Origin of the sequence: Halomonas sp. H33-56 (assembly GCF_040147035.1) — a bacterium.
Taxonomy (GTDB): domain Bacteria; phylum Pseudomonadota; class Gammaproteobacteria; order Pseudomonadales; family Halomonadaceae; genus Halomonas; species Halomonas litopenaei.
In genome coordinates this window covers 2,485,044-2,506,817 of the sequence record NZ_JAMSHP010000001.1, presented here as the reverse complement: position 1 = coordinate 2,506,817, position 21,774 = coordinate 2,485,044, and the positions used below count along the sequence as shown (strand labels likewise).

The window sequence follows — 21,774 nt, the reverse complement described above, 5'->3', positions numbered from 1 at the left end:
GCATCGCTGCTAGGCCTGTCCGGCCTCGCCCAGTTCCCGCTCGCGGCGACGGCGCTGGACGATGCGATAGCGCGAGCGCACCTCATCGCGCTCGAGGTAGCAGCCCTGCAGCCAGCGGTGGCCGGAGTCGCCTTCAAAGGCGTCACGAGCGTGCAACAGGCGGCGATTGTCGAAGATCACCAGGTCGCCGGGGGCGTAGGTGAAGCGCAGGGCGAAGCGGGGCTCGCGCAGGCGCTGCTGGAGCGCCATCAGTGCCCGGTAGGCCTCCTCGACCTGGTCGAAATCGGTCATCAGCGGGCCGCGCAGGAAGTCGGCGATGCGCACCTCGAGCAGTTGCTGCTGTTCATCGAGCACGATCATCGGCGAGTGCCAGACGTAGTCGGTGGTCTTGGCGGTATTGGCGTAGCGCCAGTGGACGCGAGTCAGGGTAGCGAAGGCCTCGGGGTCTTCCTCGCGCAGGGCCTCGGCCACCGCGAAACCATCGAGCATTACCGCCTGGCCGCCGGCCACGCTGTTCTCGAGACAGTGCAGGAACTGAAGACCGGGATGGTACTCGCGGGTCGGCAGGTCCACGTGGGGCGGCAGGGCAATCGAGGTGTAGGCGTTGGAGTCCGGGTCCGGCTTGGCGCGAACGTTGAACAGGGTGCCGAAGTTGGTGGCCCGCAACGGCCCGAAGCGCTCGGCGATGTTCTCCAGGGTGCCGGGCTCGGTGGGCAGGCCGCGCAGCCGCACGAGGCCGTGGCGCAGCAGCGCGTCGAGCGCCGGGGCCAGGATCGTCTCTTCTTCGGGGCTGTCGGCCTGGGTCGCGGTCCAGCCGCCGGCGTCCAGGGTGACCGGTTCCTTGTCCTGGCCGCCGAGCCAGGTCTCGACCGGTACCAGCGGCGCCAGCGGATCTTCGGTGTTGTCGTAGTCGTGGGCTCTCAGCCAGCCGGGGTGAAAGCGCAGGCTGCGCTGTTCCGGCGTCATCAGCAGTTCGACGGCGCCGCTGGCGTCCAGCGTCGCTTGGGCAATTTCCGGCCAGGCGTCCAGGCTCGACAGATCGAGGATGCGCTCCCTTGTCGCTGGATTGATGGTGCTGTCGTCGGCGGCGTTTTCGCGCAGCCAGACGCTGTGATAGCGGCTGACACGGCCGTCCTGCCAGTTCACGGTCAGCACCCTTGGCGTCGAGGCAACGCTTGCGATGGGCACCTCGATCGGCCAGGCGTCATAGTCCGGGGTGCGCGGTAGATCGACCGAGGCGGACTGCTGGTGTTCGCTGGTGTGCTGTGGCTGGTTCATCGGGACTCCGTCGAAGCTGGGACGGGCGCGTGGTGCGTCACGGATGGCAGCGCCCGCGCTGTGCGTCATGGATGGCAGCGCCGACTGGCGCTCAAGTGGGGACCAGCTTGCCTGTCAGGCAGCACCGAAGTCGTGCATAAATCGACAGGTATCGTGCAGAATCCGACATTCAATGCGTGCTGTGGTTTTCACGTTGCTGTCAAAGGAGGCGTCGTCTTGGCTCCCGGGGGCTGGCGCCGAGTTGTTGTCGACTGCGGGCGAAAGGCGCGGGTGAAGCTCGAAGATGGTAGGCCAGTGTTAAAGGAGCCGTCGTCTTAGCTCCCGGGGGCTGGCGCCGTGGTGCTGGCGAAAGGCGCGGGTGAAGCTCGAGGCGGACGCGAAGCCGCTGGCCAGGGCGATGTCCATGACGCCGTGACGGGTGCTGGTCACCAGATGGTGGGCCAGCGCCAGGCGGCGCTCCAGATACAGCCGACTCGGGGTACGGGCCAGGTGGTGCTGACAGTCGCGCTCGAGCTGACGCTCCGACAGGCCGATCTGGACGGCCAGTTCGGCGATGGCCAAGGGGGATTCCAGGTGGCTGTCCATCAGGCCGATGACCCTGGTCAGGCGTTCGGGCAGTCGCTCGAATTCGCTGGCGTCACGCTGGCGACTGGCCGGCAGGCGACGATGGTCGTGCACCAGTTGCTGCTTGACCCGCCGGGTCAGGGCATCGCCGTGGCGGCGGCGGATGGTGTCCAGCGCGAGGTCAATGGAGGCGCTGGCGCCGGCGCCGTAGAAGCCGACCGGGCCGACCTCGTAGAGCGACTCCACCGCTTCGATGTCGGGATGGCGACGGCGAAACTCGGGCAGGCTTTCCCAGTGCAAGGTCACGGTGTCCTCGATCAGCCCGGCGTCGGCCAGGCAGAAGACACCGGTGTCCAGCGCCCCCAGACAGGCGCCCTGGTCCCGGCGCTGCGTCAGCCAGTCTTTGAGCGGCTGGTCCACCGCGGCCATCGGCTCGAAGCTTGCGCACACCGCCAGACTAGGGAGCCAGGGGGCATTGTCCAGGTCATGCTCGACGCTCAGGGGAATGCCGTTGCTGGCGGTGACCGGCTCGCCGTCGCGGCTGATCAGGTGCCAGCGAAACAGCGGCTGTCCGGCCAGACGATTGGCGATTCGCAAGGGGTCGATGGCCGAGAACAGCGCCACCATGGAGAAACGCGGCAGCAGCAGAAAGCCGATGGGTTCCGGGACAGGGCCCTGGTAGGTCAGACGCATGGTGGCCTCATGGATGGCGGGGGCGGGACGGCGCTGGCCGCGCCAGGATCGGTGGTTCGGGTATCGGCGCACCAGCGACAGCGGATTCACGATCGGCCCGGTCCACACCGCGCTGCAAGGGTGCCACCGTCGTGCGCTGCCCTCAACTCAGGGCGCAGGCGAGACACGGCCAGCCAGGAGGCGCGGCCCCACTCTACTCAGCCTTTCGACGTTATCGTCGATATCCTCATGCTATGCTGCGCCGCAGTCACGGGCGTCGGTAAGGAGGCGGACAGCGATGGTAGAGCTCAGTGGTCAACGCCTGGAGGCGAGCGCCGGTGAAATCGAGCAGGCCGAACAGCGGCTGGGTTTTCTGCTGCTGCCGCAGTTCTCGATGATGGCGTTTTTCTCGGCGGTGGAGCCGCTGCGCATCGCCAACCGCATCGCCGGTCGCGCTCTTTATGACTGGACGCTGATCGGGCTGGGCGGAGGGCCGGTGACCGCCAGCAACGGCATGACCCTGCTGGTGGACCACCCCATGGAAGACGTCCGCAATCTGCCGTGGCTGGCGGTATGCAGCGGCTTCGATCCGGAATTGTGGATCGGCCACGGGCTCAGCGCCTGGCTCAACCGGCTCGACCAGGGTGGCTGCTGCATCGGCGCGCTGGACACCGGCGCGGTGGTGCTGGCGGAGGCCGGCTTGCTCAGGGGGCATACGGTGACCCTGCACTGGGAGACGCTGCCCACCTTCAACGAACGCTATCCCTCGATTCGCACCTGCGACGAGCTGTTCCTGCTGGAGGAGCGGCGCTTCTTCTGTGCCGGCGGCGCGGCGGCCATGGACATGACCCTGGAGATGATCGCCCGTCGCCACGGCATGGCGCTGGCGGTGGACGTGTCCGAACAATTGATTCACGACCGCCTGCGCTCGCGCACCGACCAGCAGCGAATGAGCCTGGTCAGGCGTCTTGGCACCCACCAGCCGCGGCTGGTCGATGCGGTAGCGCTGATGGAGTCGCACCTGGAAACGCCCCTGCCGCTGGCCGAGATCGCGCGCCGCAGCCGCGTGTCGAGTCGCCAGCTACAGCGCTTGTTTGCCGATGTGCTGGGCACCTCTCCCAGTGCCTACTACCTGTCGCTGCGCCTCAAACGTGCCGCCCAATTGCTCAAGGATACCGACCTCGATGTGCTGGCGATCGGGCTCAGCTGTGGATTCGGCTCGGCGTCGAGTTTCAGTCGCGCCTTCCGCAGGGCGTTCGGAACCGCGCCGCAGGCCTTTCGACACCACGGCTGACCGGCACTCAAGTCAGATCTCGGCCCACATCCGCAGGAGATTGGCCAGGCTCTTGGAGATGCTGTCGAACTCGGCGGTCTTGCCGTCGCGCTCGAAGATCTGGCGGCGAGTGGTGTCGAGGTCGAACAGCACTTCACGTTGTTCAGGATGGCGTACCTGGCTCTGCAGCCAGCCCACCGCGGCCAGTCGTTGCCCCTGGGTGACCGGGTCGACGCGATGCAGCGTCGAGGACGGGTACAGGATCATCGAACCCGCCGGCAGCTTGAAGCGCTGTTCGCCCTGGGTGGTCTCGGTGACCAGCTCTCCGCCCTCGTAGCTGTCCGGATCCCCAAGGAAGATGGTGAAGGACAGGTCGGTGCGCATCGGCCCCTGGGGGGTGGGCATCACCGCGTCGTCGACGTGATTGCCGTAGGTCATGCCTTGCTGGTAGCGACTGAACATGACCGGCTTCATTCGGCGCGGGCGCGCGGCGATCTGGAACAGGGTGTGTGCGGAGAGGGTCTGCATGACCTCGTCACGCAGGGCGGCGATGGCGGGCTCCTGGCTGCTCGCCTGCTGATTGCGCTTGACCGTGCGCGCATGCCAGCCGGCGGTCTCCCGTCCGTCACGAAAGTCGCTGGCGTCCAGTGTCTGGCGAATACGCTGGAGCTGGTCGTCGGTCAGCACCTTGTCGATACACAGAATCATCGGAGGCTCCCGCAAATGGCCGTCAGTATACCCGACTGTTAATCGTTTGCATTACACTTCGTGACACGCCAGTCTAGTGGGCAGGCACCTGATGGTTTGACTGGCGCAGACATTGCCAGATCGGACATGGGTTTGCGGCAAGTGGACCCTGGTTCCATCGAGCGCGAGCCCTGAACAAGAAATTGGCCCCAAGTAGACGTAGAAGGAAGGAGCACCCCATGACGCAAGAGACCCGTACCAAGCTGTGGATTGGCGTTGGCGCCAGCATCCTGCTCGGATCCAGCGCCGCCTGGGCCGACCATCACGGCGATGGCGACGATATGCACAAGGACGACACTGCCTACGAACAGAGCCACGGCGGTGAAGGTGGCGAAGGTGGTGAAGCCGGCCACGGTGGCGAAGGTGGCGAGAAGGGCCACGGCGGCGAAGGCGGTGAAGGTGGTGAAGCCGGCCACGGTGGTGAAGGTGGCGAAGGCGGTGAAGGTGGCGAAGCCGGCCACGGTGGTGAAGGTGGCGAAGGCGGCGAGCACGGCCACGGCGGTGAAGGTGGTGAAGGTGGTGAAGCCGGCCACGGCGGTGAAGGTGGCGAAGGTGGCGAGAACGGCCACGGCGGCGAAGTCGGCGAGCACGGCCACGGTGGTGAAGGTGGCGAAGGTGGTGAAGGTGGCGAAGGTGGTGAATCTGGCCACGGTGGTGAAGGTGGCGAGCACGGCCACGGCGGCGAAGGCGGTGAAGGCGGTGAAAGTGCCTCCCTCGCCAGCGATCCCTATGCGGTCTTTGCCTATCTGACGGCGTCTTCCGGTGGTGAAGGTGGCGAAGGCGGCGAAGGCGGTGAAGGCGGCGAAGGCGGTGAAGGTGGCGAAGGCGGTGAAGGTGGCGAAGGTGGCGAAGGCGGTGAAGGCGGTGAAGGCGGTGAAGGCGGCGAAGGTGGCGAAGGTGGCCACGTCGACGCGGCCAACCCTGGCGTCTACACCACTGAGCTCGCGCTGATGCTCGGCCACCTTGAGGTCGCCAAGGAGCTCTACACCGAGGGGGCCAAGACCGCGTCCTATCCCCACTTTGGCCATCCCTACCATGAGGTGTACCCGGGCATCGCGCCTGCGCTGGAAAGCCGTGGCATCGACGCTTTCGATACTGAGCTGGAAGCCTTCTCCGGCAAGGTGCAGCAGGGCGGTGACTGGAGCGAGGTCGAACAGGATTACGCATCGCTTCGCGAGACCATCCTCTCGGCCATGGCCGACGTCGACGATGGCCTCGAGCAGGATGCGGGCTTTCAGGCCAAGGTCCAGCTGGCGCTGTTGAAGACCGCGCTGCACGAGTACGAAGAAGCCGTGGATGACGGCGAGTTCAAGAACGTGGTCGAGTATCAGGACGGTCGTGGCTTTGTGCTGACCGCCCGGGAGTCGCTGGAGCGCCACGCCGACATGTTCCGTCAGGCGGGTGCCTACGATGCCCTGGTCGAGGGCTACGACGGGCTGCTCGAGGCCTGGCCGACGGCCAAGGCGCCGGAGTCTCCGGTGATGACGGTAGGCGAGCTGTCGGCGGCGATGTTCCCGCTGGAGGCCGAATTGGGCAAGTTCTGATGGAACTGCCCTTGAGCTAGCATCCCAGAGCTAGCGTGAAGGGGCCGGCGTCTGCCGACGCTAGCCCCTGGACGTAAGTCCGCCAACCACACCTGGTCATGACGCAGACAGGGCCTGTTTACAGGCCCTGTCTGCGTTGGTCGTTGGGGTGGCACTCGACAATGCGGCTCAGGAGTCCTGGCCCTGCCTGTCGCTCAGATCATCGTGTCTGCCTCGGATGCGCACCAGGAAGGCGGCGACCAGGGCGAAGATTCCGAAGGCGACAGGCACGGCGGCGACCGAGATCAGGGTCAGAATGACCTTGAAGATGTCGCCTTCCAGCCAGTTGATCACCATCGCCAGGGCGGCCATGGCAACGATCCAGAAGGCTCGTGAGCGGCGCACCGTCAGCATCTCGCAGACCAGTCCCGCCGAGTCGGCGCTGGTGACGAAGAACAGCAGGATGTTGAGCGCCAGGACGGCCGACAGCACGCCATGGCTGTCGAGGGTCGCCATCAGGGCGAAGACGTCCTCGGAGCCGGTCTCGAGTCCGCCGAGGCCGAAGGTGGTAAACCACAGGCAGGAGAACAGACTCGGCACCAGCATCACCCCCAGTACCAGCTGGCGCAGGGTGCGGCCCTTCGAGATACGCGCGATGAATACGCCGGTGAACACAAACCAGCCGTACCAGGCGGCTTCGAAGGCGTACAGCCAGTCCGCCAGCCAGGCCTTGTGCTCGGGATCGCCGAGGCCGATATCGGTCGCCATCGCCGGGTACTTCACCAGGTATTCCGGCAACAGTCGGGTGAAGGTGCCGAGGATGTCCAGCGGTGAGGTCAGTACGAAGACGCTGACCATCAGAAACAGGGCGAACAGCGTGTTGTAGTTGCTCAGCCACTTGATGCCACGCTGGAGTCCCGAGGCGCTGGAGGCGATCGCGAACAGCGACAGCACCAGGATGATCAGGGTGGGGCTGGCGTCGATGCCGAAGAACTGCTCGAGGCTCTGTTTGAGCGGATCGGTGGCGTAGGAGAAGGTCAGCGACAGGCCGATGACGGTAGATACCACCAGGCTGACCAGGTTGAGCTTGCTGAGAAAGCCGCCACCAAGCAGCGTCTCGGCGGGCTTGTCGATGTTCAGGTTGTACATGGCGTGAGCGAAGATCACGCCGATCGCCAGATAGCCGGCCCAGGCCAGCAGGCCCCAGTGGTTGAAGGCGTACAGCAGGGCCTGGTCGGTGCTGTGGCCGGCATCGACGTGGTAGCGCGGTTCCAGCACGCCCCAGGTCACCAGGCCGATGCCCATGCCGGTGGCGAACAGCATGCCGAGCCAGGCCAGGGTGGAGAATTCGGGATCTCCCTGGCCGAACCTGAGCCGCCCCAGGGGGGTGAACATCAGCACGGTAAAGACGATGGAGGCGGCGAAGGCCGGGTAGGTGAAGATGAAGCCGAAGTTGCCGATGACGTTGACCTTGATGGCGTCAAGCAGCGTCTGGAAGGGGCCTGGGGCGAGGGCGGCAAAGGAGATCAGGGCGATGACGGTGGCCACGGTGGCGACCGAAGTGGTGATGTTCTGGTTCATTGGCGTCTCGTTGTCGTTTTGGAGGGGCGGGCGGTCGGCGGTGTCCTCGGTTGGGCAGGGTAAAGGCGACGAAAATGTGCTGGATAGTCGATTCAAGCACTTGAAAAACAAGGCATTTATAGAAAAGACTCTAGTCAAGATGTGCGGCAAGCGCACGGCGGAATGCTCGCCAGGCAGCCTCCATGGCAGGCAGTGACGAGCGCGCGTGCAGGGCGCCGTGCAACATGCCCTCGGCCATATGCACACCGACCTGGTGGTGGCAGCGGCGCCATTCATCCAGTGTTGCCAGCAAGGGGGGCGTCAGCGGGTCATGCTCCACGGCGAGGCACTCGATGGCCCGGCTGGCGGGCAGGTCGTCGCGGATTCGGCGAGCCTGTTCGGCGATCATTGACCAGGCCGCCAACACGTCCTGCCGGCTGAGCAGCGGCGCGTCCGGTCCGAGGCTTGTGTCGCTTGGCGTGCCGAGCAGCGGGTAGACCAGGCCCAGGGGGCTGTCGTCGGCAGCACGCCTGGCGGCGTCCAGCACCAGCCGGGCACCGGCGCTGTCGCCGACCAGGGCAACCGGCGCAAGCCGCCGACGGACCACCTCGACGTCGTCGAGCAGCGCGAGATAGCACGCCTCAGGCATCAGCCGGTAGTTCAGGCTGACGACCTCTCGCCCGAGGGCCTGGGCAAGACCGGCGGCGACACCTTGGTGGCTCTCTACCGAACCGATGGTGAAGCCGCCGCCGTGGGCGTAGAGCACGACGCCTTCGGCGCCGAGGTGCGGTCGATAGCGGCGCACGCCGACGCCGTCGATGACCTCGTCGGTAACTGCGATCGTGGCCGGTACGGGGCCGGCGAAGCTGGCGCAGAGCTCGTCGTAGTGGCGCCTCGCCTGGTTCATCGGCATCGTCGCCATGGCGTCGAGCCCGGCCTGGAAACGTTCGGCGAAGTCATCGATGGTCATGGTCTGGTGTTCCCTGGCCGAATCTGCGCTGATGGCGCCGTCAGCGTCGGACGATGCCGATACGCCGCCCGAGTCCCTCGGGAGCGGGCGATGAGATAACCGGCAGCGCAGCGATGGCGGTGTCCACCGCCTCGGGGAAAGGTCCCGGGCGCCCGCTGTCGAGGTCGATGCCCATCAACATCTGTTCGCTGGTGGCCAGCAGCTGTTCGCCGCTGTACAGCTCGAACCACAGATGCAGGCGCTTGGCGTCACGATCGACCAGCGCGACCTCGACCTGAAGGGGCTGCCCCTGGTGGGCCTCGCGCAGGTAGCGCAGATGGGTCTCCAGGGTGTAGAGGGTGTAGCCGTGCCGGTGGCGCCCGGCCTCGTCGAGGCCGATGCGCTCCATCAGGGTGTCGACCGCCAGGGAAAACACCCTGGCGTACTCGGCGTCGTTCATATGGCCGTTGTAGTCGACCCAGTCAGGCTTGACGTCGGTGTCGAGCAGCGCCATCAGATGCGCCCCTCGAGGCCTTCCGCCTCCGGCCAGTACTTCTGGACCAGCCCGAGCAGCTCGACCAGAAAGTCGTCACGACGGCGATCCAGCTCGGACACGCTGCGACCCGCGGCCTGGTGCTCGCAGCCCTCGACCACCCGATCGATCAGCTCGTCGGTCAGCTCCGGGGCCTCGAGCTTGGTCCAGGGCAGCTTCAGGGCGGGGCCGAACTGTTCCAGCATGTGGCGCATGCCCTGATCGCCGCCGGCCAGATGGAAGGTCAGGAAGGTGCCCATCAGTGACCAGCGCAGGCCGCAGCCGTAGACCACGGCGGCGTCGATCTCTTCGGTGGTGGCGACACCGTCGTTGACCAGGTGCAGGGACTCCCGCCACAGCGCCTCCATCAGGCGATCGGCGATATGCCCTTCGATCTCGCGACGCACCACCAGCGGGCGCATGTCGAGTGCCTGGTACAGCGCCTGGGCACGCTCGGTGTGCTCGGCCTGGGTGGCCTCGCCGCCGACCAGCTCGACCAGCGGCAGCAGATACACCGGGTTGAAGGGGTGGGCGACGATGACCCGGCCGGGCGCGTGCTGACAGCCCTGTTGCAGGTCGCTTGGCTTGAAGCCCGAGGTCGAGGAGCCGATCAGCACCTCAGGCGGCGCCGTGGCGTCGATCTGGGCCAGGATGCTGCGCTTGAGCTCGAGGCGCTCGGGCACGTTTTCCTGGATCAGGTCGGCGCCGTCCACTGCGGCTTCCAGCGAGGTCGCAAAGCGCAGGTTGTCGGGGCTTGCGCCCTCGGCCAGGCCGCGTTTTTCCAGTGACGGCCAGGCATTGTCGACGAAGGCACGGGTGCGTGCCTCGGCCTTGGGGTCGGGGTCAAAGGCGGCAACACGCCAGCCGTTGGCCAGGGCTCGAGCGATCCAGCCGTTGCCGATGACGCCGGTACCGATGACGGATAGCTGTTTCATGCATCACCTCCAGCGCTGTCGCCGGCGATCTGACCGGTGGACGGGTCGCGCAGCTTGAGGAACTTGCGGGTTTCGGCCGGGGTCATCACGTTGGCGCCAAGGTGGTTGATCATCCGACCGGCCTTCTCGACCAGCTGGGCGTTGGAGGCCAGTACTCCCTTTTCCAGGTAGAGGTTGTCCTCGAGGCCGACGCGGGCGTGGCCGCCGAGCAGTACCGCTTGGGCGGCCATGGGCATCTGGTGGCGACCGATGCCGAAGGCCGCCCAGTTGGCGTTGGTCGGCAGCTTGTTGCGCATGGCCAGCATGGTCTCGGTGTCGGCCTCGGCGCCCCAGGGGATGCCCAGGCACAGCTGGTAGAGCGGGTCACCGTCGATCAGGCCTTCGGCCTGGAGCTGGCGGGCGAACCATACATGGCCCAGGTCGAAGCACTCGAGCTCCGGCTTGACCCCGGCGGCCTGCACCAGGCGGGCGTGTTCACGCAGCCAGTCGGCGGAGTTGACGTAGATCATGTCGCCAAAGTTGAGGCTGCCGCAGTCCAGGGTGCACAGCTCAGGCAGCAGCTCGCCCACCGGCTCATGGCGCTGGGCCGGGGTCTGGATGTCGGTGCCGGGGCCGCCACGGGTCGGATCCTGGCTGTCCGGAATCCAGTCCCCTCCACCGCCGGCGGTGATGTTCATGACGATGTCGGTGTCGGCCTCGCGCACCCGCTCCATCACCTCGCGGAAGTGATCCAGCGAGTGGCTGACGCCACCGGTCTCGGGGTCGCGCACGTGGATGTGGGCGATGCTGGCGCCGGCCTTGGCAGCCTCGATGCAGTCGTTGGCGATCTGCTCGGGGGTGACCGGTACCTTGTCGCTCTTGGCGGTGGTGTCGCCGGCGCCGGTCACGGCGCAGGTCAGAATGACGTTGCGGTTCATGATGCTCTCCTCGTCGTGAATGGGCGCAGTGTGGCGAAGATGACGGCCTGCCACTTGGCGCCAAGCGTCGTTTTGTTGACGTCATGCGACATCCTTGGTGTCGCTGCCAATCTGTGCCAGAACAGGCGTGATGAGGAGGGTAGGGAGAGTGCGGGGAAAGGATTCGGCAACGAGCGCCACCAAGTAGCACGTTCATCGACGTATCCCTTCACCTCTGTATTGGAATAGAGACCCATGACCGACTTTACTCAGCACGATCTGTCCAGCGCCCCCGAAAAAAGCCGCCCCCTGCTCGAGAAGGCGCAGAAGGAGATGGGCATGATCCCGGCCCTGTATAGCGTGATGGCCGAAGCGCCGGGCGTGCTGGAGGCCTACCAGCGACTGCATGAGCTGTTTCTCGCCTCGAGTTTCGATGCCGCCGAGAAGACGGTGGTTTGGCAGGCGATCAACGTCGAGCATGATTGCGAGTACTGTGTGGCCGTGCACACGGCGGTGGCCGGCATGATGAAGGTGGACCCCGCCATCACCCAGGCGCTGCGCGACCAGCAGCCGCTGGAAGATGATCGTCTGGAACTGCTGCGCCAGACCACGCTGGCCATCGTGCGTGATCGCGGACGTCCGGATCCGGCCGTGGTGGAGCACTTCCTCGAGGCAGGCTTCACCCGCCAGCAGCTGCTGGACATCGTGCTGGGGGTGAGCCAGAAGATTCTGTCGAACTACGTGAATCACCTGGCGGACACGCCCATCGACGACGCCTTCAAGCGCCACGCCTGGACGAAGGGGGCTGCAGGTACCGACGCGGCGGCCTGATCGAGAGGGCCTTTAGGGGGCCTTCACCGGCGACGCAGTGGCAGGCTGCCAAGTTGCAGACTGCCGTTTGCACAGGCCGTAGGTAGCAACGACCGCCGCTGGAAAAGGCCAAGGGTAAAAACGGATATTGGCTAGAACCGCTACTGGTAAAAACGAATAGTGGCAAGAAACGATACGGCCAAGAAACGATAGTAGAAGCACCAAGGGCGCCCGCTGGGCGCCCTTGGCATATCTGGCCGGTGTCAGAAGACCGCCTTGCTATTTATCGCCTGGCTGTTGATGGCTGGCGACACCCAGACAGCACCGTCGGTCGCTCGCTTTAGACCTCAGGCGCTGGCGTGAAGGTCGGCGGCGCCGACACCATAGAGATCAAAGGCCAGTTCACGTCCGGTGGCGGTGAGCACCAGCCGCCCCTGGCTGTTGTGGGCCACCAGCGCCTGGCGCAATAGGCGGCGCAGACGCGAGGCCTGGGAACGTGAGCGGGTCAGGGAATCGAGCCGCTCGGCGCTGAGTCCGCGACTGGGCTGGGTGATCGCCTCCAGCACCTCGCCATCGCGGTAGAGGTCCTCGATGAAGGCGGTGAGGTCGATGCGCTGGGCGGTGTCGTTGTGATCAGCGGTGAGGGCCATGGTCCCATCCCGAACAAGAAGATGGGACCAGTATACGACAATCGTCGAATTAGACCAAAGTCTATAAGTACGTCGACCAGGATCTCAGCCGTTGACCTGACCCAGCATCAAGAACTCCAGCAGCGCCTTCTGGGCGTGCAGGCGGTTGCCGGCTTCCTGCCAGACGACCGCGCGGGGATCGTCGAGCAGGGTCTCGCTGATCTCCTCACCGCGGTGGGCCGGCAGGCAATGCAGGAACAGCACGTCCTTGGCGGCGGCGTCGAGCATCGCTTCGGTGACCTGGAAGCCGGCAAAGTCCGCCTCGCGACGAGCCTGCTCTTCCTCCTGGCCCATGGAGGCCCAGACGTCGGTGGTGACGAGGTCGGCGCCGGCCACGGCGGTCATCGGGTCGCGCTCGATCACTACCCGATCACCGGCGGCGGCCAGGATATCCTCGCGGGGGTCGTAGCCCTCGGGGCAGCAGATACGCAGCTTGAAGTCGAACTGGCGCGCGGCGTTGATCCAGGAGTGGCACATGTTGTTGCCGTCGCCGATCCACACCGCGGTGCGGCCCTTGACGCTGCCGCGCAGCTCGGTCCAGGTCATGACATCGGCCAGCAGCTGGCACGGATGGTAGTCGTCGGTCAGAGCGTTGATCACCGGTACGTCACTGGCGGCGGCGAATTCCTCGAGACCCTGGTGGGAAAAGGTCCGGATCATCACCGCATCGACCATCTCCGAGAGCACCCGTGCGGTGTCACCGATGGGCTCGCCGCGCCCCAGCTGGGTGTCGCGCGGTGACAGAAACAGGGCGTGCCCGCCAAACTGGGCCATGGCGGTCTCGAAGGACACCCGGGTACGGGTCGAGGATTTCTCGAAGATCATCGCCAGGGTGCGGTTGGTGAACGGCGTGTAGGTCGGGCCGTGGGCCTTGAGGCCGTTCTTGATGGTGATGGCGCGCTGGATGAGGTAGCGCAGTTCATCCTGGCTCAGGTCCAGTAGGGTCAGGAAGTGGCGGGTGGCCATGGCATCTCTCCAACGAGGTAAAAAACGACCATCCTAGCCAGCCCCGAGGGGATGCGCAACGCGCCGCCGGGCCGTACAATGCGGCCATGCAAAGGCCGAGTGTGGCCATCGGGTATTGCCTCCTGCGAGGTAGTCCGCCGGGGCCGCATTGAAAATGGGGCGGGATGCCCCCATTGTCCCGGTCTGCGTCACTTAGCAAGGGCGAGCAAGCCAAGCCCGTTTCAACGAGGAGCCGTGATGAGTACCACCGTCGAGAATATTCAGCGCCAGATCAGCGAAAATCCCATCCTGATCTACATGAAGGGGTCTCCGCAGCTGCCGCAGTGCGGCTTCTCCGCCCAGACCGTGCAGGCGCTGATGGCCTGTGGCGAGCGCTTTGCCTTCGTCAACGTGCTGGACAACCCCGACATCCGCGCGGAGCTGCCCAAGGTGGCCAACTGGCCGACCTTCCCGCAGCTGTGGGTGGAAGGCGAGCTGGTCGGCGGCTGCGACATCGTCGTCGAGATGCACAACAACGGCGAACTCGAGCCGCTGGTCAAGCAGGCCGCCGAGCGTGCCCGTCAGAACGAGGAAGGCGCTGCAGACTAAAGAGCGCTGTTGGCGGCCGTGCGCCCGCCAGGCCAACGCCTTTCCATAAGGCGTTGTCCGGTGGGACCGCGTCGACCGGCTGCCGCGAAAGCTTCGCACCTACGATAAAGGCCCCGATGGTCATCGACCATCGGGGCCTTTATCGTCTTGAGACTTTAGTGGCCGAAGGGGATCAATCCCCTTCCATGCCTTGCTCCTGCTGGGCCAGCCGCCATCCTCCCAGGTCCTTGTAGCGATTGACCATGGCGCAGAACAGCTCGGCGGTGCGCTCGGTGTCGTAGCGGGCCGAGTGCGCGGCGTTGTTGTCGAACTCGATACCGGCGGCGCGACAGGCTCGGGCGAGCACGGTCTGGCCGTAGACCAGACCGGCAAGCGAGGCGGTGTCGAAGCTCGAGAAGGGGTGGAAGGGATTGCGCTTGATCTCGCAGCGATTGACCGCGGCGTTGAGAAAGCCGTGGTCGAAGGCGGCGTTATGGCCCACCAGGATGGCTCTGGTACAGCCGTGGGCCTTGATCGCCTTGCGCACCGGTCGAAATATCTCGCCAAGCGCCTCGGACTCGCTGACCGCCACCTGCTTGCGCAGCGGGTCATCGAGGCGAATGCCGGTGAAATCCAGCGCTGCCTGCTCCACATTGGCACCGGCAAAGGGTTCGATGTGGTAGGCGAAGGTGGCGTCGGGCAACAGGTTGCCTTCCGGGTCCATGGTCAGGGTGACGGCGGCGATCTCCAGCAGGGCGTCGGATTCCGGGTTGAAGCCGCCGGTCTCGATATCCACCACCACCGGCAGAAAACTGCGAAAACGTTGCGCCATGAGTTCGCGGGCGATCAGCTCGCTCATGCACCTCTCCTTAGTCGGGCCGTGTGGGGTCAGGGGGCCTGCTGTCGGCAGGCCGAAACGGCGAAAGTCTAGCAGTTTGGGGCAGCGGCGTCCCGTGGCCGGTATTCGGCACCCCAGATGCACGCTATAATCGGCGCTCTTCGGGCGTTATTCGCGCCGCGAATGCGTTGGTCACACCATGGTTGGTTACAAGAAGGAGCCCCTAGCATGTCCGATGTAAAGAAGGTCGTGCTCGCCTATTCCGGCGGACTGGACACATCCGTCATCGTCAAGTGGTTGCAGGAAACGTACGACTGCGAGGTGGTGACCTTCACCGCTGACATCGGTCAGGGCGAGGAAGTCGAGCCTGCCCGTGCCAAGGCCGAGGCCCTGGGCGTCAAGGAAATCTACATCGAGGACCTGCGCGAAGAATTCGTGCGCGACTACGTGTATCCGATGTTCCGCGCCAACACCATCTACGAGGGCGAGTACCTGCTGGGCACCTCCATCGCCCGTCCGCTGATCGCCCGCCGCCTGATCGAGATCGCCAACCAGACCGGTGCCGACGCGATTTCTCACGGCGCCACCGGCAAGGGCAACGATCAGGTGCGTTTCGAGCTTGGCGGCTATGCGCTCAAGCCCGGCGTCAAGGTGATCGCCCCGTGGCGCGAGTGGGACCTCAACTCCCGCGAGAAGCTGATGGCCTACTGCCAGCAGCACGATATTCCGGTGGACTTCAGCAAGAAGAAGAAGTCGCCGTACTCCATGGACGCCAACCTGCTGCATATCTCCTACGAGGGCGGCATCCTCGAGGATCCCTGGGCCGAGGCCGAGGAAGACATGTGGCGCTGGAGCGTGTCGCCGGAGGCCGCCCCGGATACCCCGACCTACGTCGAGCTGACCTTCGACAAGGGTGACATCGTGGCCATCGACGGCGAGCCGATGAAGCCCCACGAGGTGCTCGAGAAGCTCAACAAGCTGGGTGGCGACAATGGTATCGGCCGTCTCGACATCGTCGAGAACCGCTACGTCGGCATGAAGTCCCGCGGCTGCTACGAAACGCCCGGGGGCACCATCATGCTGCGTGCTCACCGCGCCATCGAGTCGCTGACACTCGACCGCGAAGAGGCCCACCTGAAAGACGAGCTGATGCCGAAGTACGCCGAGGTGATCTACAACGGCTACTGGTGGAGCCCCGAGCGCCGCATGCTGCAGGCGGCCATCGACGAGACCCAGAAGAACGTCTCCGGTGTGGTGCGCATGAAGCTCTACAAGGGCAACGCCATCGTCGCCGGTCGCCGCTCCGACGAGTCGCTGTTCGACGAGTCCATCGCCACCTTCGAGGATGACCAGGGCGCCTACGATCAGAAGGACGCCGAAGGCTTCATCAAGCTCAACGCCCTGCGTCTGCGCATCGCTGCCGGCAAGGGTCGTCGTCAGGACTGAGTGGTAACGTCGCGCGACAGGCCAAAGGAGTTCCCATGCTGAAGCAACTGTTCGGAGCGCTGTTCAAGGGGGACGGCAAGTCGTCGTCCCGCGCCGCGCCCGAGGCCGAAGCGGTCGAGTACCGTGGTTACCTGATCATCTCGCAACCCGAGGAGCAGGGCGGTCAGTTCCGCGTCAGCGGTGTCATCCGCAAGCCCATCGAGGGCGGCGAGACCCTGGAGCATCGGTTCGAGCGTTCTGACCTGGTGCCGGGGCGGGAAGCCTGTGACGCCCTGATGCGTCAGAAGGCCGAACGCTACATCGATGAAGTCGGCGACGAGATGTTCGAACCGCGCTGATTGCTCACCGCGACAACGGCGCCCTCCGGGGCGCCGTTTGTGTCTGTGGGGCGGTTGTTTCAGGCAGGTCGTCGCCGCGCCCGTCAGCCCATCTAACACGCCCCAGCCCATGTCGGGGAGAGCCACACCTCAGGCCATTGCCTGTCTCAGGGAAAGACCCGCCTCAAGGCATGACTCGTTCCAAGGAGAGCTCCATGATCGTCGTGCACCATCTGGAAAATTCGCGTTCGCTGCGTATCGTCTGGCTGCTGGAAGAGCTGGGCGTGGACTACGAGATCCGCCAGTACGCCAGAGATCCGAAGACCATGCTGGCACCCGCCGCACTCAAGCAGGTGCACCCGCTGGGCAAGTCCCCGGTGATCACCGATGAAGACGCAGGTAGCCGCGTGGTGGCTGAGAGCGGCGCCATCATCGACTACCTGCTCAGGCGCTTCGATACCGAGCATCGACTGTGGCCGGAGCCGTCAAGCGCCGACACCACCGACTTCGTGTTCTGGATGCACCACGCCGAGGCCTCGGCCATGCCGCCACTGGTCATGAATCTGGTGTTCAGCCGGCTCGGCAAACCGCCGGTGCCGGCGCTGATGCGGCCCCTGGGCCGGCTCTTTGCCGAGGGCGTGCGCAAGCAGTATCTGGGGCCGGAGATCCGCCGTCTGATGGACTTCTGGGAGCACAGCCTGGAAGGGCGAGAATGGTTCGCTGGCGAGCGCTTCAGTGCCGCAGACATACAGATGAGCTTCCCGCTGCTGGCGCTGGAAGGTCGTGGCCAGCTCGGCGACCACCCGCAGCTTGGCGCCTTTGTCGAGCGCTGTCGCCAACGGCCCGGCTATGTCCGCGCCGTCGAACGGGGAGGCGAACTGTCACTGTAACCTGGTGCGGAAGGCCGCTCGCGCATCATCTGGCAGAAAGGATCCTGTGGGAATGGCCGAAGGACCTTATGGCAAGCACCTTGTGGGAAGGACATTGCATGAGGAGCGTGACAGTAGGAGCGTGCACGAGGGATGTGCTACCAAGCGCCTTGCCTGACAAGGCATTGCGCCTGCTCCGTTGCTCGGCATTCGCTGGAGCGAATATTCATGTCGGCAAGTTATGAGCGTGAAAATTATTATTCATTGCAAGCATATTGAGTTTGCTGCTCCGAGCGGGATAATGGGCGTCAACACCCACCTAGGAGGTCAAGATCATGCTGAGGTCCCTGACATTTGCCGGTGCCTTGCTGGTGGCAGGCTCCGCCCAGGCGCTTGAGGTCGATCCGCTGGTCAGCCCCGCCTGGCTGAGCGAGCATCTGGACAACGACAATCTGGTGGTGCTGGACATTCGCTCCAGCATCGACAATGGCGGCGATCGCTCGAGCTTCGAAGACGCCCATATCCCAGGCAGCCTGTACTCGAGCTATACCGAAGACGGCTGGCGCGAGAGCCGTGACGGCGTCACCGGGGTGATGCCGCCGGTGTCGAGTCTACAGCGGCTGATCGGTGGGCTCGGTATCGACAACGACGATACCGTGGTGCTGGTGCCGGCGGGCACCGGTGCCACCGACTTCGGCAGCGCGGCACGGGTCTACTGGACCTTCAAGGTACTCAGCCATGACCAGGTGGCGATCCTCGACGGTGGCTTTGCGGGCTGGAAGGAACAGGGGCTGGAGGTCGTCAGTGGCCCCGTCGAATATCCCGACCCGGTGCGCTTCGAGGGCGCCCTGGACGAGTCACTGCTGGCCACCACCGAAGAGGTCGAGGCCGCACGGGAGTCCCAGGGGCAGCTGGTCGACGCTCGCCCCGAGGATTACTTCAAGGGGGACAATCAGTCGCCGGCGGCGGCGGCTCCTGGCACCATCCCGGGTGCCTTGAACCTGCCTCACCAGAGCCTGCTGGCCAACGATGGCGGCGCCTGGCGTCTGGACACCGCCCAGGTGACCTCGCGGATACAGGCGGCCGAGCTGGACGCCAGCGCCAAGACCGTGGCCTTCTGCAACACCGGCCACTGGGCCGCCACCGACTGGTTCGTGCTCAGCGAAATCGCCGGCTTCGACAATGTGGCCCTGTATGACGGATCCATGGCCGAGTGGACCCAGGACGAGTCACGCCCGTTGGCGGTGGCCAAGCAGGGACTGGGCAAGGTGCTCGACGCCCTGGGCCTTGGCGACGACTGATCGCCCTTAGGCTCCGGTTGCCCTGAGGCTCCGGTTGGCGCCTTGTTAAAGCGTCGATTTCGCGCAATTGCTGCGCCTTTGCTACGTTGTCGTTGCCTCGCTTCTGCGTCCGTGCCGGACCTGTTGCTGGATGGCAGGGTTTGACGCTATCGCCACGCCGCCGACCCCGGGTCGCCGGCGTGGCCCTCTCATCACGAGTAGATCACTACCATGACACAGACTTCCGCTGCGGCCCCCGTCCAGGGCCGCCTTCCTGTCGATCGTTTCGTCGTCGGCGTGGCCCTGGCCGGGATGCTGATCCTGGGCGGGCTGGTGTGGCTCGAGACCGCTCCTTTCCTGGTGGCGCTGTTCGGCGTCGGTATCGCGCTGGGGATGGCGCTCTACCATGGGGCCTTTGGCTTTACCGCCGGCTGGCGCAACCTGGTCACCAAGCGTCGCGGCGCCGGCATGCGTGCCCAGTTGATCCTGTTTGCACTGACCTCTGCGCTGATGATTCCGCTGCTCGGCAGCGGTGAGCCCGGCATGGTGGGGGCGGTGGCGCCCATCGGCACCTCGCTGGTGGTGGGCTCCTTCGTGTTCGGCCTGGGCATGCAGTTGGGTGGAGGCTGTGGCTCAGGCACGCTGTTTACCGTCGGCGCCGGCAACCTGCGCATGCTGGTGACACTTGCGTTCTTCATCATCGGTGCGGTGGTCGGTTCGATCCACCTGCCGTGGTGGCTCGACCTGCCGAGCCTGGATCCTGTCAGCCTGATCGACAGTGTCGGTGTCTTCGGCGCCATCGCGGTACAGTGGGCGGGACTGGCGCTGGTGATGCTGTGGGTCAATCGCGTGGAACGCCGCGCCCACGGTTCGCTGGAACGTTCCGAGCTGCGCCTGGCACCTGCCGAAGGCGGGGTGCTGCGCACCCTGGTGCAGGGACGCTGGCCCTTCGTCTGGGCGATCCTGGTGCTGGCGATCGGCAACACCCTGACCCTGGCCATCGGCGGGGCGCCCTGGGGCATCACCTTCGCCTTCAATCTTTGGGGTGCCAAGGCGTTGCAGGCCATCGGCGTGGACATGAGTCAGTTCGAGTTCTGGACCTGGGACTACCCGGCCATGGCGCTGGCCGATTCGGTGCTGGTCAACATCACCTCGGTGATGAACTTCGGTCTGCTGCTGGGTGCCATGCTGGCGGCGGGTCTGGCCAATCGCTTCAATGAAGCCAGCCGCAAGCCCATCGAGGGACGTCAGTTCCTGGCGGCGGTCATCGGCGGCCTGCTGCTGGGCTACGGTGCCCGCCTGGGCTTCGGCTGCAATATCGGCGCGCTGTTTTCGGGACTGGCCTCGGGCAGCCTGCACGCCTGGGTGTGGTTCGCCTGCGCCTTCGTCGGCTCGCTGGTGGGGATTCGCCTGCGCCCCTGGTTCCGACTGCCCAACTGATCGACCGACCCACTGATCCATTGTTCAAGGTGATTCCCATGAAAGCCGCCTATCATCGAAGCCGCGTCATCGGTCTGTTGCTGGCGATTCTGGTATTGATCATGGCCGACCACCTGGCCAGTCCCACCTTCGCCTTCAACATGGGCGACGGCCACGCTCGAACCTCGCTGAACCAGCGTGACGCCAGCGCCTGTGCGCCCTGCGGGGCGCCGTGCCCGTCCACTCGCCAATAGGGCTTGCATGAAAAGTGCCTGCGCTCGCCGACTTTTCGTAGAAATCCTGGAATTATGCCTGCGCTCGGTGACGGTTCTCGGTCCAGGCCCTGTGGGCTCACCCTAGTGTGAAGGCATTGGCGATAAAAGAGGCGCCCCTGCCATGGCAGGGGCGCCTCTTGTGGTCGTCAGTCTGACGGGGAGACGATCATTCTCGTGGGTCCTGTTCGCGGCGGGGGATCTTCGGCCCCAGCGGCCCGAGCCACAGCCAGACCTGAAGCACTACCAGGATCGGTAACAGCCAGGTCGGCGCGCCCACCGTCCACACCAGCACCTGGTGGATCATGAAGGCGGTCAGGCCGCCGAGCAGGCCAAGCACCGGGAACATCAGAGGCCGCTCGGAGCCCGGGCGGCCACTTAGCCGGAACAGCGAGCCGGTGAAGGCGCCGAAGCTCACGGCCATGGCCAGCGGAATCCAGAGTTGCTGTAGCACTTCCTGCATCGTTAACCGCTCATGTTGAGACTTGGGCCCTCAGGCTAACGCGTCTGGCCGCCGGCTGCGCTTGAACTTTGGCGTAATTTGCCTGGCTTTCGGCTTTCGGCTTTCGGCTTTCGGCTTCCGGCTTCCGGCACGCATCCTTGGTGATGGGCGCTTTCGCCGGCGAGCGCTTTCGCCTGTGGTGCTGGGGGCCAGGACGAGCGAAAACCGTCGCTGGGTGCAGTCGCGGCCCATGCAAGGTCTAGATGTCGGTCTTGTCCTTGAACTCGCACAGATCCTCGATGACACAGCTGCCGCAGCGTGGCTTGCGCGCCACGCAGGTATAGCGGCCATGGAGGATCAGCCAGTGATGGGCGTCCTGGCGAAACTCACGGGGCACGTGGCGCACCAGCCGTTCCTCGACCTCCACCACGTTCTTGCCCTTGGCGATGCCGGTGCGGTTGGAGACCCGGAAGATGTGGGTGTCTACGGCGATGGTGGGCTGGCCGAAGGCGGTGTTGAGTATCACGTTGGCGGTCTTGCGTCCGACCCCGGGCAGGGCCTCCAGCGCCGGACGGGTGGCCGGGACCTCGCCGCCATGGCGCTCGATCAGCAGATGGCAGGTCTTCATCAGGTTTTCGGCCTTGGTGTTGAAAAGGCCGATGGTCTTGATGTGTTCCTTGAGCGCGTCGATCCCGATATCGATGATCGCCTGGGGTGTGTTGGCCACCGGGAACAGGCGAGCGGTGGCCTTGTTGACGCCGACGTCGGTGGCCTGCGCCGACAGCAGTACCGCGGCCAGCAGTTCAAACGGTGTGCTCCAGTTGAGCTCGGTGGTCGGCTCGGGATTGTGGGCCCGCAGGCGGGTAAAGATCTCGTGGCGTTTGGCAGCGTTCATGCTCGTCTCTTTGGTTGGCAAGCCAGGGGCTGAAT

The 21,774-nt window shown here is 65.2% G+C and carries 23 protein-coding genes; 10 read left to right on the top strand and 13 right to left on the bottom strand.

Annotation, left to right across the window (positions count from 1 at the left end; translation table 11 throughout):
* Positions 1–9: 9 nt before the first annotated feature.
* Together NFH98_RS10610 and NFH98_RS10605 are read right to left on the bottom strand one after the other, a co-directional pair.
* Positions 10–1,278 carry a TauD/TfdA family dioxygenase gene (locus NFH98_RS10610; RefSeq protein WP_108450131.1) on the bottom strand — a complete coding sequence of 423 codons (1,269 nt, stop codon included), beginning with the start codon at positions 1,276–1,278 and terminating at the stop codon, positions 10–12.
* A gap of 297 nt (positions 1,279–1,575) precedes the next feature.
* On the bottom strand, positions 1,576–2,535 hold the full coding sequence (locus tag NFH98_RS10605; protein WP_348826451.1) for a GlxA family transcriptional regulator: 960 nt from the start codon (positions 2,533–2,535) through the stop codon (positions 1,576–1,578).
* Positions 2,536–2,812: 277 nt separating this feature from the next.
* Between NFH98_RS10605 and NFH98_RS10600 the strand changes: the two genes are divergently transcribed.
* Positions 2,813–3,808: a GlxA family transcriptional regulator gene (locus NFH98_RS10600; protein ID WP_045994548.1), complete on the top strand. Its 996-nt coding sequence runs from the start codon at positions 2,813–2,815 to the stop codon at positions 3,806–3,808.
* Between the two features lie 12 nt (positions 3,809–3,820).
* Here the strand turns inward: NFH98_RS10600 and NFH98_RS10595 are convergent, their stop codons facing one another.
* Positions 3,821–4,495: a Fe2+-dependent dioxygenase gene (locus tag NFH98_RS10595; protein ID WP_045994549.1), complete on the bottom strand. Its 675-nt coding sequence runs from the start codon at positions 4,493–4,495 to the stop codon at positions 3,821–3,823.
* A 218-nt stretch (positions 4,496–4,713) separates the two neighbouring features.
* On the opposite strand from NFH98_RS10595, the gene NFH98_RS10590 reads away from it, so the two are divergent.
* Positions 4,714–6,078, top strand: a complete 1,365-nt coding sequence (locus NFH98_RS10590; protein ID WP_349622656.1) for a 4-helix bundle domain-containing protein — start codon at positions 4,714–4,716, stop codon at positions 6,076–6,078.
* Positions 6,079–6,246: 168 nt separating this feature from the next.
* Here the strand turns inward: NFH98_RS10590 and NFH98_RS10585 are convergent, their stop codons facing one another.
* From NFH98_RS10585 to NFH98_RS10565, 5 genes are all read right to left on the bottom strand, one after another.
* Positions 6,247–7,638, bottom strand: a complete 1,392-nt coding sequence (locus NFH98_RS10585) for a BCCT family transporter (RefSeq protein WP_349622655.1) — start codon at positions 7,636–7,638, stop codon at positions 6,247–6,249.
* A gap of 130 nt (positions 7,639–7,768) precedes the next feature.
* On the bottom strand, positions 7,769–8,587 hold the full coding sequence (locus tag NFH98_RS10580; RefSeq protein ID WP_349622654.1) for an alpha/beta hydrolase fold domain-containing protein: 819 nt from the start codon (positions 8,585–8,587) through the stop codon (positions 7,769–7,771).
* A gap of 40 nt (positions 8,588–8,627) precedes the next feature.
* Positions 8,628–9,080: a thioesterase family protein gene (locus NFH98_RS10575; protein ID WP_108133353.1), complete on the bottom strand. Its 453-nt coding sequence runs from the start codon at positions 9,078–9,080 to the stop codon at positions 8,628–8,630.
* Complete coding sequence (locus NFH98_RS10570; protein WP_349622653.1) at positions 9,080–10,033, bottom strand: L-carnitine dehydrogenase; 954 nt, start codon at positions 10,031–10,033, stop codon at positions 9,080–9,082. Before NFH98_RS10570 ends, NFH98_RS10575 begins: the two co-directional genes overlap by 1 nt.
* Complete coding sequence (locus NFH98_RS10565) at positions 10,030–10,950, bottom strand: beta-keto acid cleavage family enzyme (RefSeq protein ID WP_108133355.1); 921 nt, start codon at positions 10,948–10,950, stop codon at positions 10,030–10,032. Before NFH98_RS10565 ends, NFH98_RS10570 begins: the two co-directional genes overlap by 4 nt.
* Before the next feature lie 234 nt (positions 10,951–11,184).
* Here NFH98_RS10565 and NFH98_RS10560 point away from each other — a divergent pair, with 234 nt between their 5' ends.
* The gene (locus NFH98_RS10560; protein WP_348826445.1) at positions 11,185–11,760 is read left to right on the top strand and encodes a carboxymuconolactone decarboxylase family protein; all 576 of its coding nucleotides are present in this window, start codon (positions 11,185–11,187) and stop codon (positions 11,758–11,760) included.
* Positions 11,761–12,086: 326 nt separating this feature from the next.
* Here NFH98_RS10560 and NFH98_RS10555 read toward each other — a convergent pair whose 3' ends face one another.
* A complete protein-coding gene (locus tag NFH98_RS10555; RefSeq protein WP_348826444.1) occupies positions 12,087–12,389 on the bottom strand; it encodes a hypothetical protein in 303 nt (100 codons plus the stop codon).
* A gap of 84 nt (positions 12,390–12,473) precedes the next feature.
* On the bottom strand, positions 12,474–13,394 hold the full coding sequence (gene argF / locus NFH98_RS10550) for an ornithine carbamoyltransferase (protein WP_045994793.1): 921 nt from the start codon (positions 13,392–13,394) through the stop codon (positions 12,474–12,476).
* Between the two features lie 237 nt (positions 13,395–13,631).
* On the opposite strand from argF, the gene grxD reads away from it, so the two are divergent.
* Positions 13,632–13,982 (top strand): Grx4 family monothiol glutaredoxin, encoded by a 351-nt coding sequence (gene grxD / locus NFH98_RS10545; protein ID WP_045994792.1) that lies wholly within the window; start codon positions 13,632–13,634, stop codon positions 13,980–13,982.
* 172 nt (positions 13,983–14,154) lie between these two features.
* Here the strand turns inward: grxD and rnt are convergent, their stop codons facing one another.
* Positions 14,155–14,820, bottom strand: a complete 666-nt coding sequence (rnt, locus tag NFH98_RS10540; RefSeq protein ID WP_349622652.1) for a ribonuclease T — start codon at positions 14,818–14,820, stop codon at positions 14,155–14,157.
* Between the two features lie 207 nt (positions 14,821–15,027).
* On the opposite strand from rnt, the gene NFH98_RS10535 reads away from it, so the two are divergent.
* From NFH98_RS10535 to NFH98_RS10510, 6 genes are all read left to right on the top strand, one after another.
* Positions 15,028–16,245 (top strand): argininosuccinate synthase, encoded by a 1,218-nt coding sequence (locus NFH98_RS10535; RefSeq protein ID WP_045994790.1) that lies wholly within the window; start codon positions 15,028–15,030, stop codon positions 16,243–16,245.
* Between the two features lie 35 nt (positions 16,246–16,280).
* Entirely contained in the window at positions 16,281–16,583 is a 303-nt protein-coding gene (locus NFH98_RS10530) for an HlyU family transcriptional regulator (protein WP_045994789.1), read from the top strand.
* A 194-nt stretch (positions 16,584–16,777) separates the two neighbouring features.
* Complete coding sequence (locus NFH98_RS10525) at positions 16,778–17,452, top strand: glutathione S-transferase family protein (protein WP_222569477.1); 675 nt, start codon at positions 16,778–16,780, stop codon at positions 17,450–17,452.
* A 314-nt stretch (positions 17,453–17,766) separates the two neighbouring features.
* The gene (locus NFH98_RS10520) at positions 17,767–18,732 is read left to right on the top strand and encodes a sulfurtransferase (protein ID WP_045994787.1); all 966 of its coding nucleotides are present in this window, start codon (positions 17,767–17,769) and stop codon (positions 18,730–18,732) included.
* Between the two features lie 210 nt (positions 18,733–18,942).
* Positions 18,943–20,151 carry a YeeE/YedE family protein gene (locus NFH98_RS10515; RefSeq protein ID WP_348826442.1) on the top strand — a complete coding sequence of 403 codons (1,209 nt, stop codon included), beginning with the start codon at positions 18,943–18,945 and terminating at the stop codon, positions 20,149–20,151.
* 38 nt (positions 20,152–20,189) lie between these two features.
* Positions 20,190–20,384 (top strand): hypothetical protein, encoded by a 195-nt coding sequence (locus tag NFH98_RS10510; RefSeq protein ID WP_045994785.1) that lies wholly within the window; start codon positions 20,190–20,192, stop codon positions 20,382–20,384.
* A gap of 187 nt (positions 20,385–20,571) precedes the next feature.
* On the opposite strand, the gene NFH98_RS10505 is transcribed toward NFH98_RS10510, so the two are convergent.
* Together NFH98_RS10505 and nth are read right to left on the bottom strand one after the other, a co-directional pair.
* Positions 20,572–20,865: a hypothetical protein gene (locus NFH98_RS10505; RefSeq protein WP_045994784.1), complete on the bottom strand. Its 294-nt coding sequence runs from the start codon at positions 20,863–20,865 to the stop codon at positions 20,572–20,574.
* Positions 20,866–21,103: 238 nt separating this feature from the next.
* A complete protein-coding gene (gene nth / locus NFH98_RS10500) occupies positions 21,104–21,739 on the bottom strand; it encodes an endonuclease III (protein WP_108133358.1) in 636 nt (211 codons plus the stop codon).
* Between the last annotated feature and the right edge of the window lie 35 nt (positions 21,740–21,774).

Excerpts from the sequence above, each read along its gene's own strand:
- NFH98_RS10610 (WP_108450131.1), bottom strand. The coding sequence starts at position 1,278 with ATGAACCAGCCACAGCACACCAGCGAACACCAGCAGTCCGCCTCGGTC.
- NFH98_RS10605 (WP_348826451.1), bottom strand. The coding sequence starts at position 2,535 with ATGCGTCTGACCTACCAGGGCCCTGTCCCGGAACCCATCGGCTTTCTG.
- NFH98_RS10600 (WP_045994548.1), top strand. The coding sequence starts at position 2,813 with ATGGTAGAGCTCAGTGGTCAACGCCTGGAGGCGAGCGCCGGTGAAATC.
- NFH98_RS10595 (WP_045994549.1), bottom strand. The coding sequence starts at position 4,495 with ATGATTCTGTGTATCGACAAGGTGCTGACCGACGACCAGCTCCAGCGT.
- NFH98_RS10590 (WP_349622656.1), top strand. The coding sequence starts at position 4,714 with ATGACGCAAGAGACCCGTACCAAGCTGTGGATTGGCGTTGGCGCCAGC.
- NFH98_RS10585 (WP_349622655.1), bottom strand. The coding sequence starts at position 7,638 with ATGAACCAGAACATCACCACTTCGGTCGCCACCGTGGCCACCGTCATC.
- NFH98_RS10580 (WP_349622654.1), bottom strand. The coding sequence starts at position 8,587 with ATGACCATCGATGACTTCGCCGAACGTTTCCAGGCCGGGCTCGACGCC.
- NFH98_RS10575 (WP_108133353.1), bottom strand. The coding sequence starts at position 9,080 with ATGGCGCTGCTCGACACCGACGTCAAGCCTGACTGGGTCGACTACAAC.
- NFH98_RS10570 (WP_349622653.1), bottom strand. The coding sequence starts at position 10,033 with ATGAAACAGCTATCCGTCATCGGTACCGGCGTCATCGGCAACGGCTGG.
- NFH98_RS10565 (WP_108133355.1), bottom strand. The coding sequence starts at position 10,950 with ATGAACCGCAACGTCATTCTGACCTGCGCCGTGACCGGCGCCGGCGAC.
- NFH98_RS10560 (WP_348826445.1), top strand. The coding sequence starts at position 11,185 with ATGACCGACTTTACTCAGCACGATCTGTCCAGCGCCCCCGAAAAAAGC.
- NFH98_RS10555 (WP_348826444.1), bottom strand. The coding sequence starts at position 12,389 with ATGGCCCTCACCGCTGATCACAACGACACCGCCCAGCGCATCGACCTC.
- argF (WP_045994793.1), bottom strand. The coding sequence starts at position 13,394 with ATGGCCACCCGCCACTTCCTGACCCTACTGGACCTGAGCCAGGATGAA.
- grxD (WP_045994792.1), top strand. The coding sequence starts at position 13,632 with ATGAGTACCACCGTCGAGAATATTCAGCGCCAGATCAGCGAAAATCCC.
- rnt (WP_349622652.1), bottom strand. The coding sequence starts at position 14,820 with ATGAGCGAGCTGATCGCCCGCGAACTCATGGCGCAACGTTTTCGCAGT.
- NFH98_RS10535 (WP_045994790.1), top strand. The coding sequence starts at position 15,028 with ATGTCCGATGTAAAGAAGGTCGTGCTCGCCTATTCCGGCGGACTGGAC.
- NFH98_RS10530 (WP_045994789.1), top strand. The coding sequence starts at position 16,281 with ATGCTGAAGCAACTGTTCGGAGCGCTGTTCAAGGGGGACGGCAAGTCG.
- NFH98_RS10525 (WP_222569477.1), top strand. The coding sequence starts at position 16,778 with ATGATCGTCGTGCACCATCTGGAAAATTCGCGTTCGCTGCGTATCGTC.
- NFH98_RS10520 (WP_045994787.1), top strand. The coding sequence starts at position 17,767 with ATGCTGAGGTCCCTGACATTTGCCGGTGCCTTGCTGGTGGCAGGCTCC.
- NFH98_RS10515 (WP_348826442.1), top strand. The coding sequence starts at position 18,943 with ATGACACAGACTTCCGCTGCGGCCCCCGTCCAGGGCCGCCTTCCTGTC.
- NFH98_RS10510 (WP_045994785.1), top strand. The coding sequence starts at position 20,190 with ATGAAAGCCGCCTATCATCGAAGCCGCGTCATCGGTCTGTTGCTGGCG.
- NFH98_RS10505 (WP_045994784.1), bottom strand. The coding sequence starts at position 20,865 with ATGCAGGAAGTGCTACAGCAACTCTGGATTCCGCTGGCCATGGCCGTG.
- nth (WP_108133358.1), bottom strand. The coding sequence starts at position 21,739 with ATGAACGCTGCCAAACGCCACGAGATCTTTACCCGCCTGCGGGCCCAC.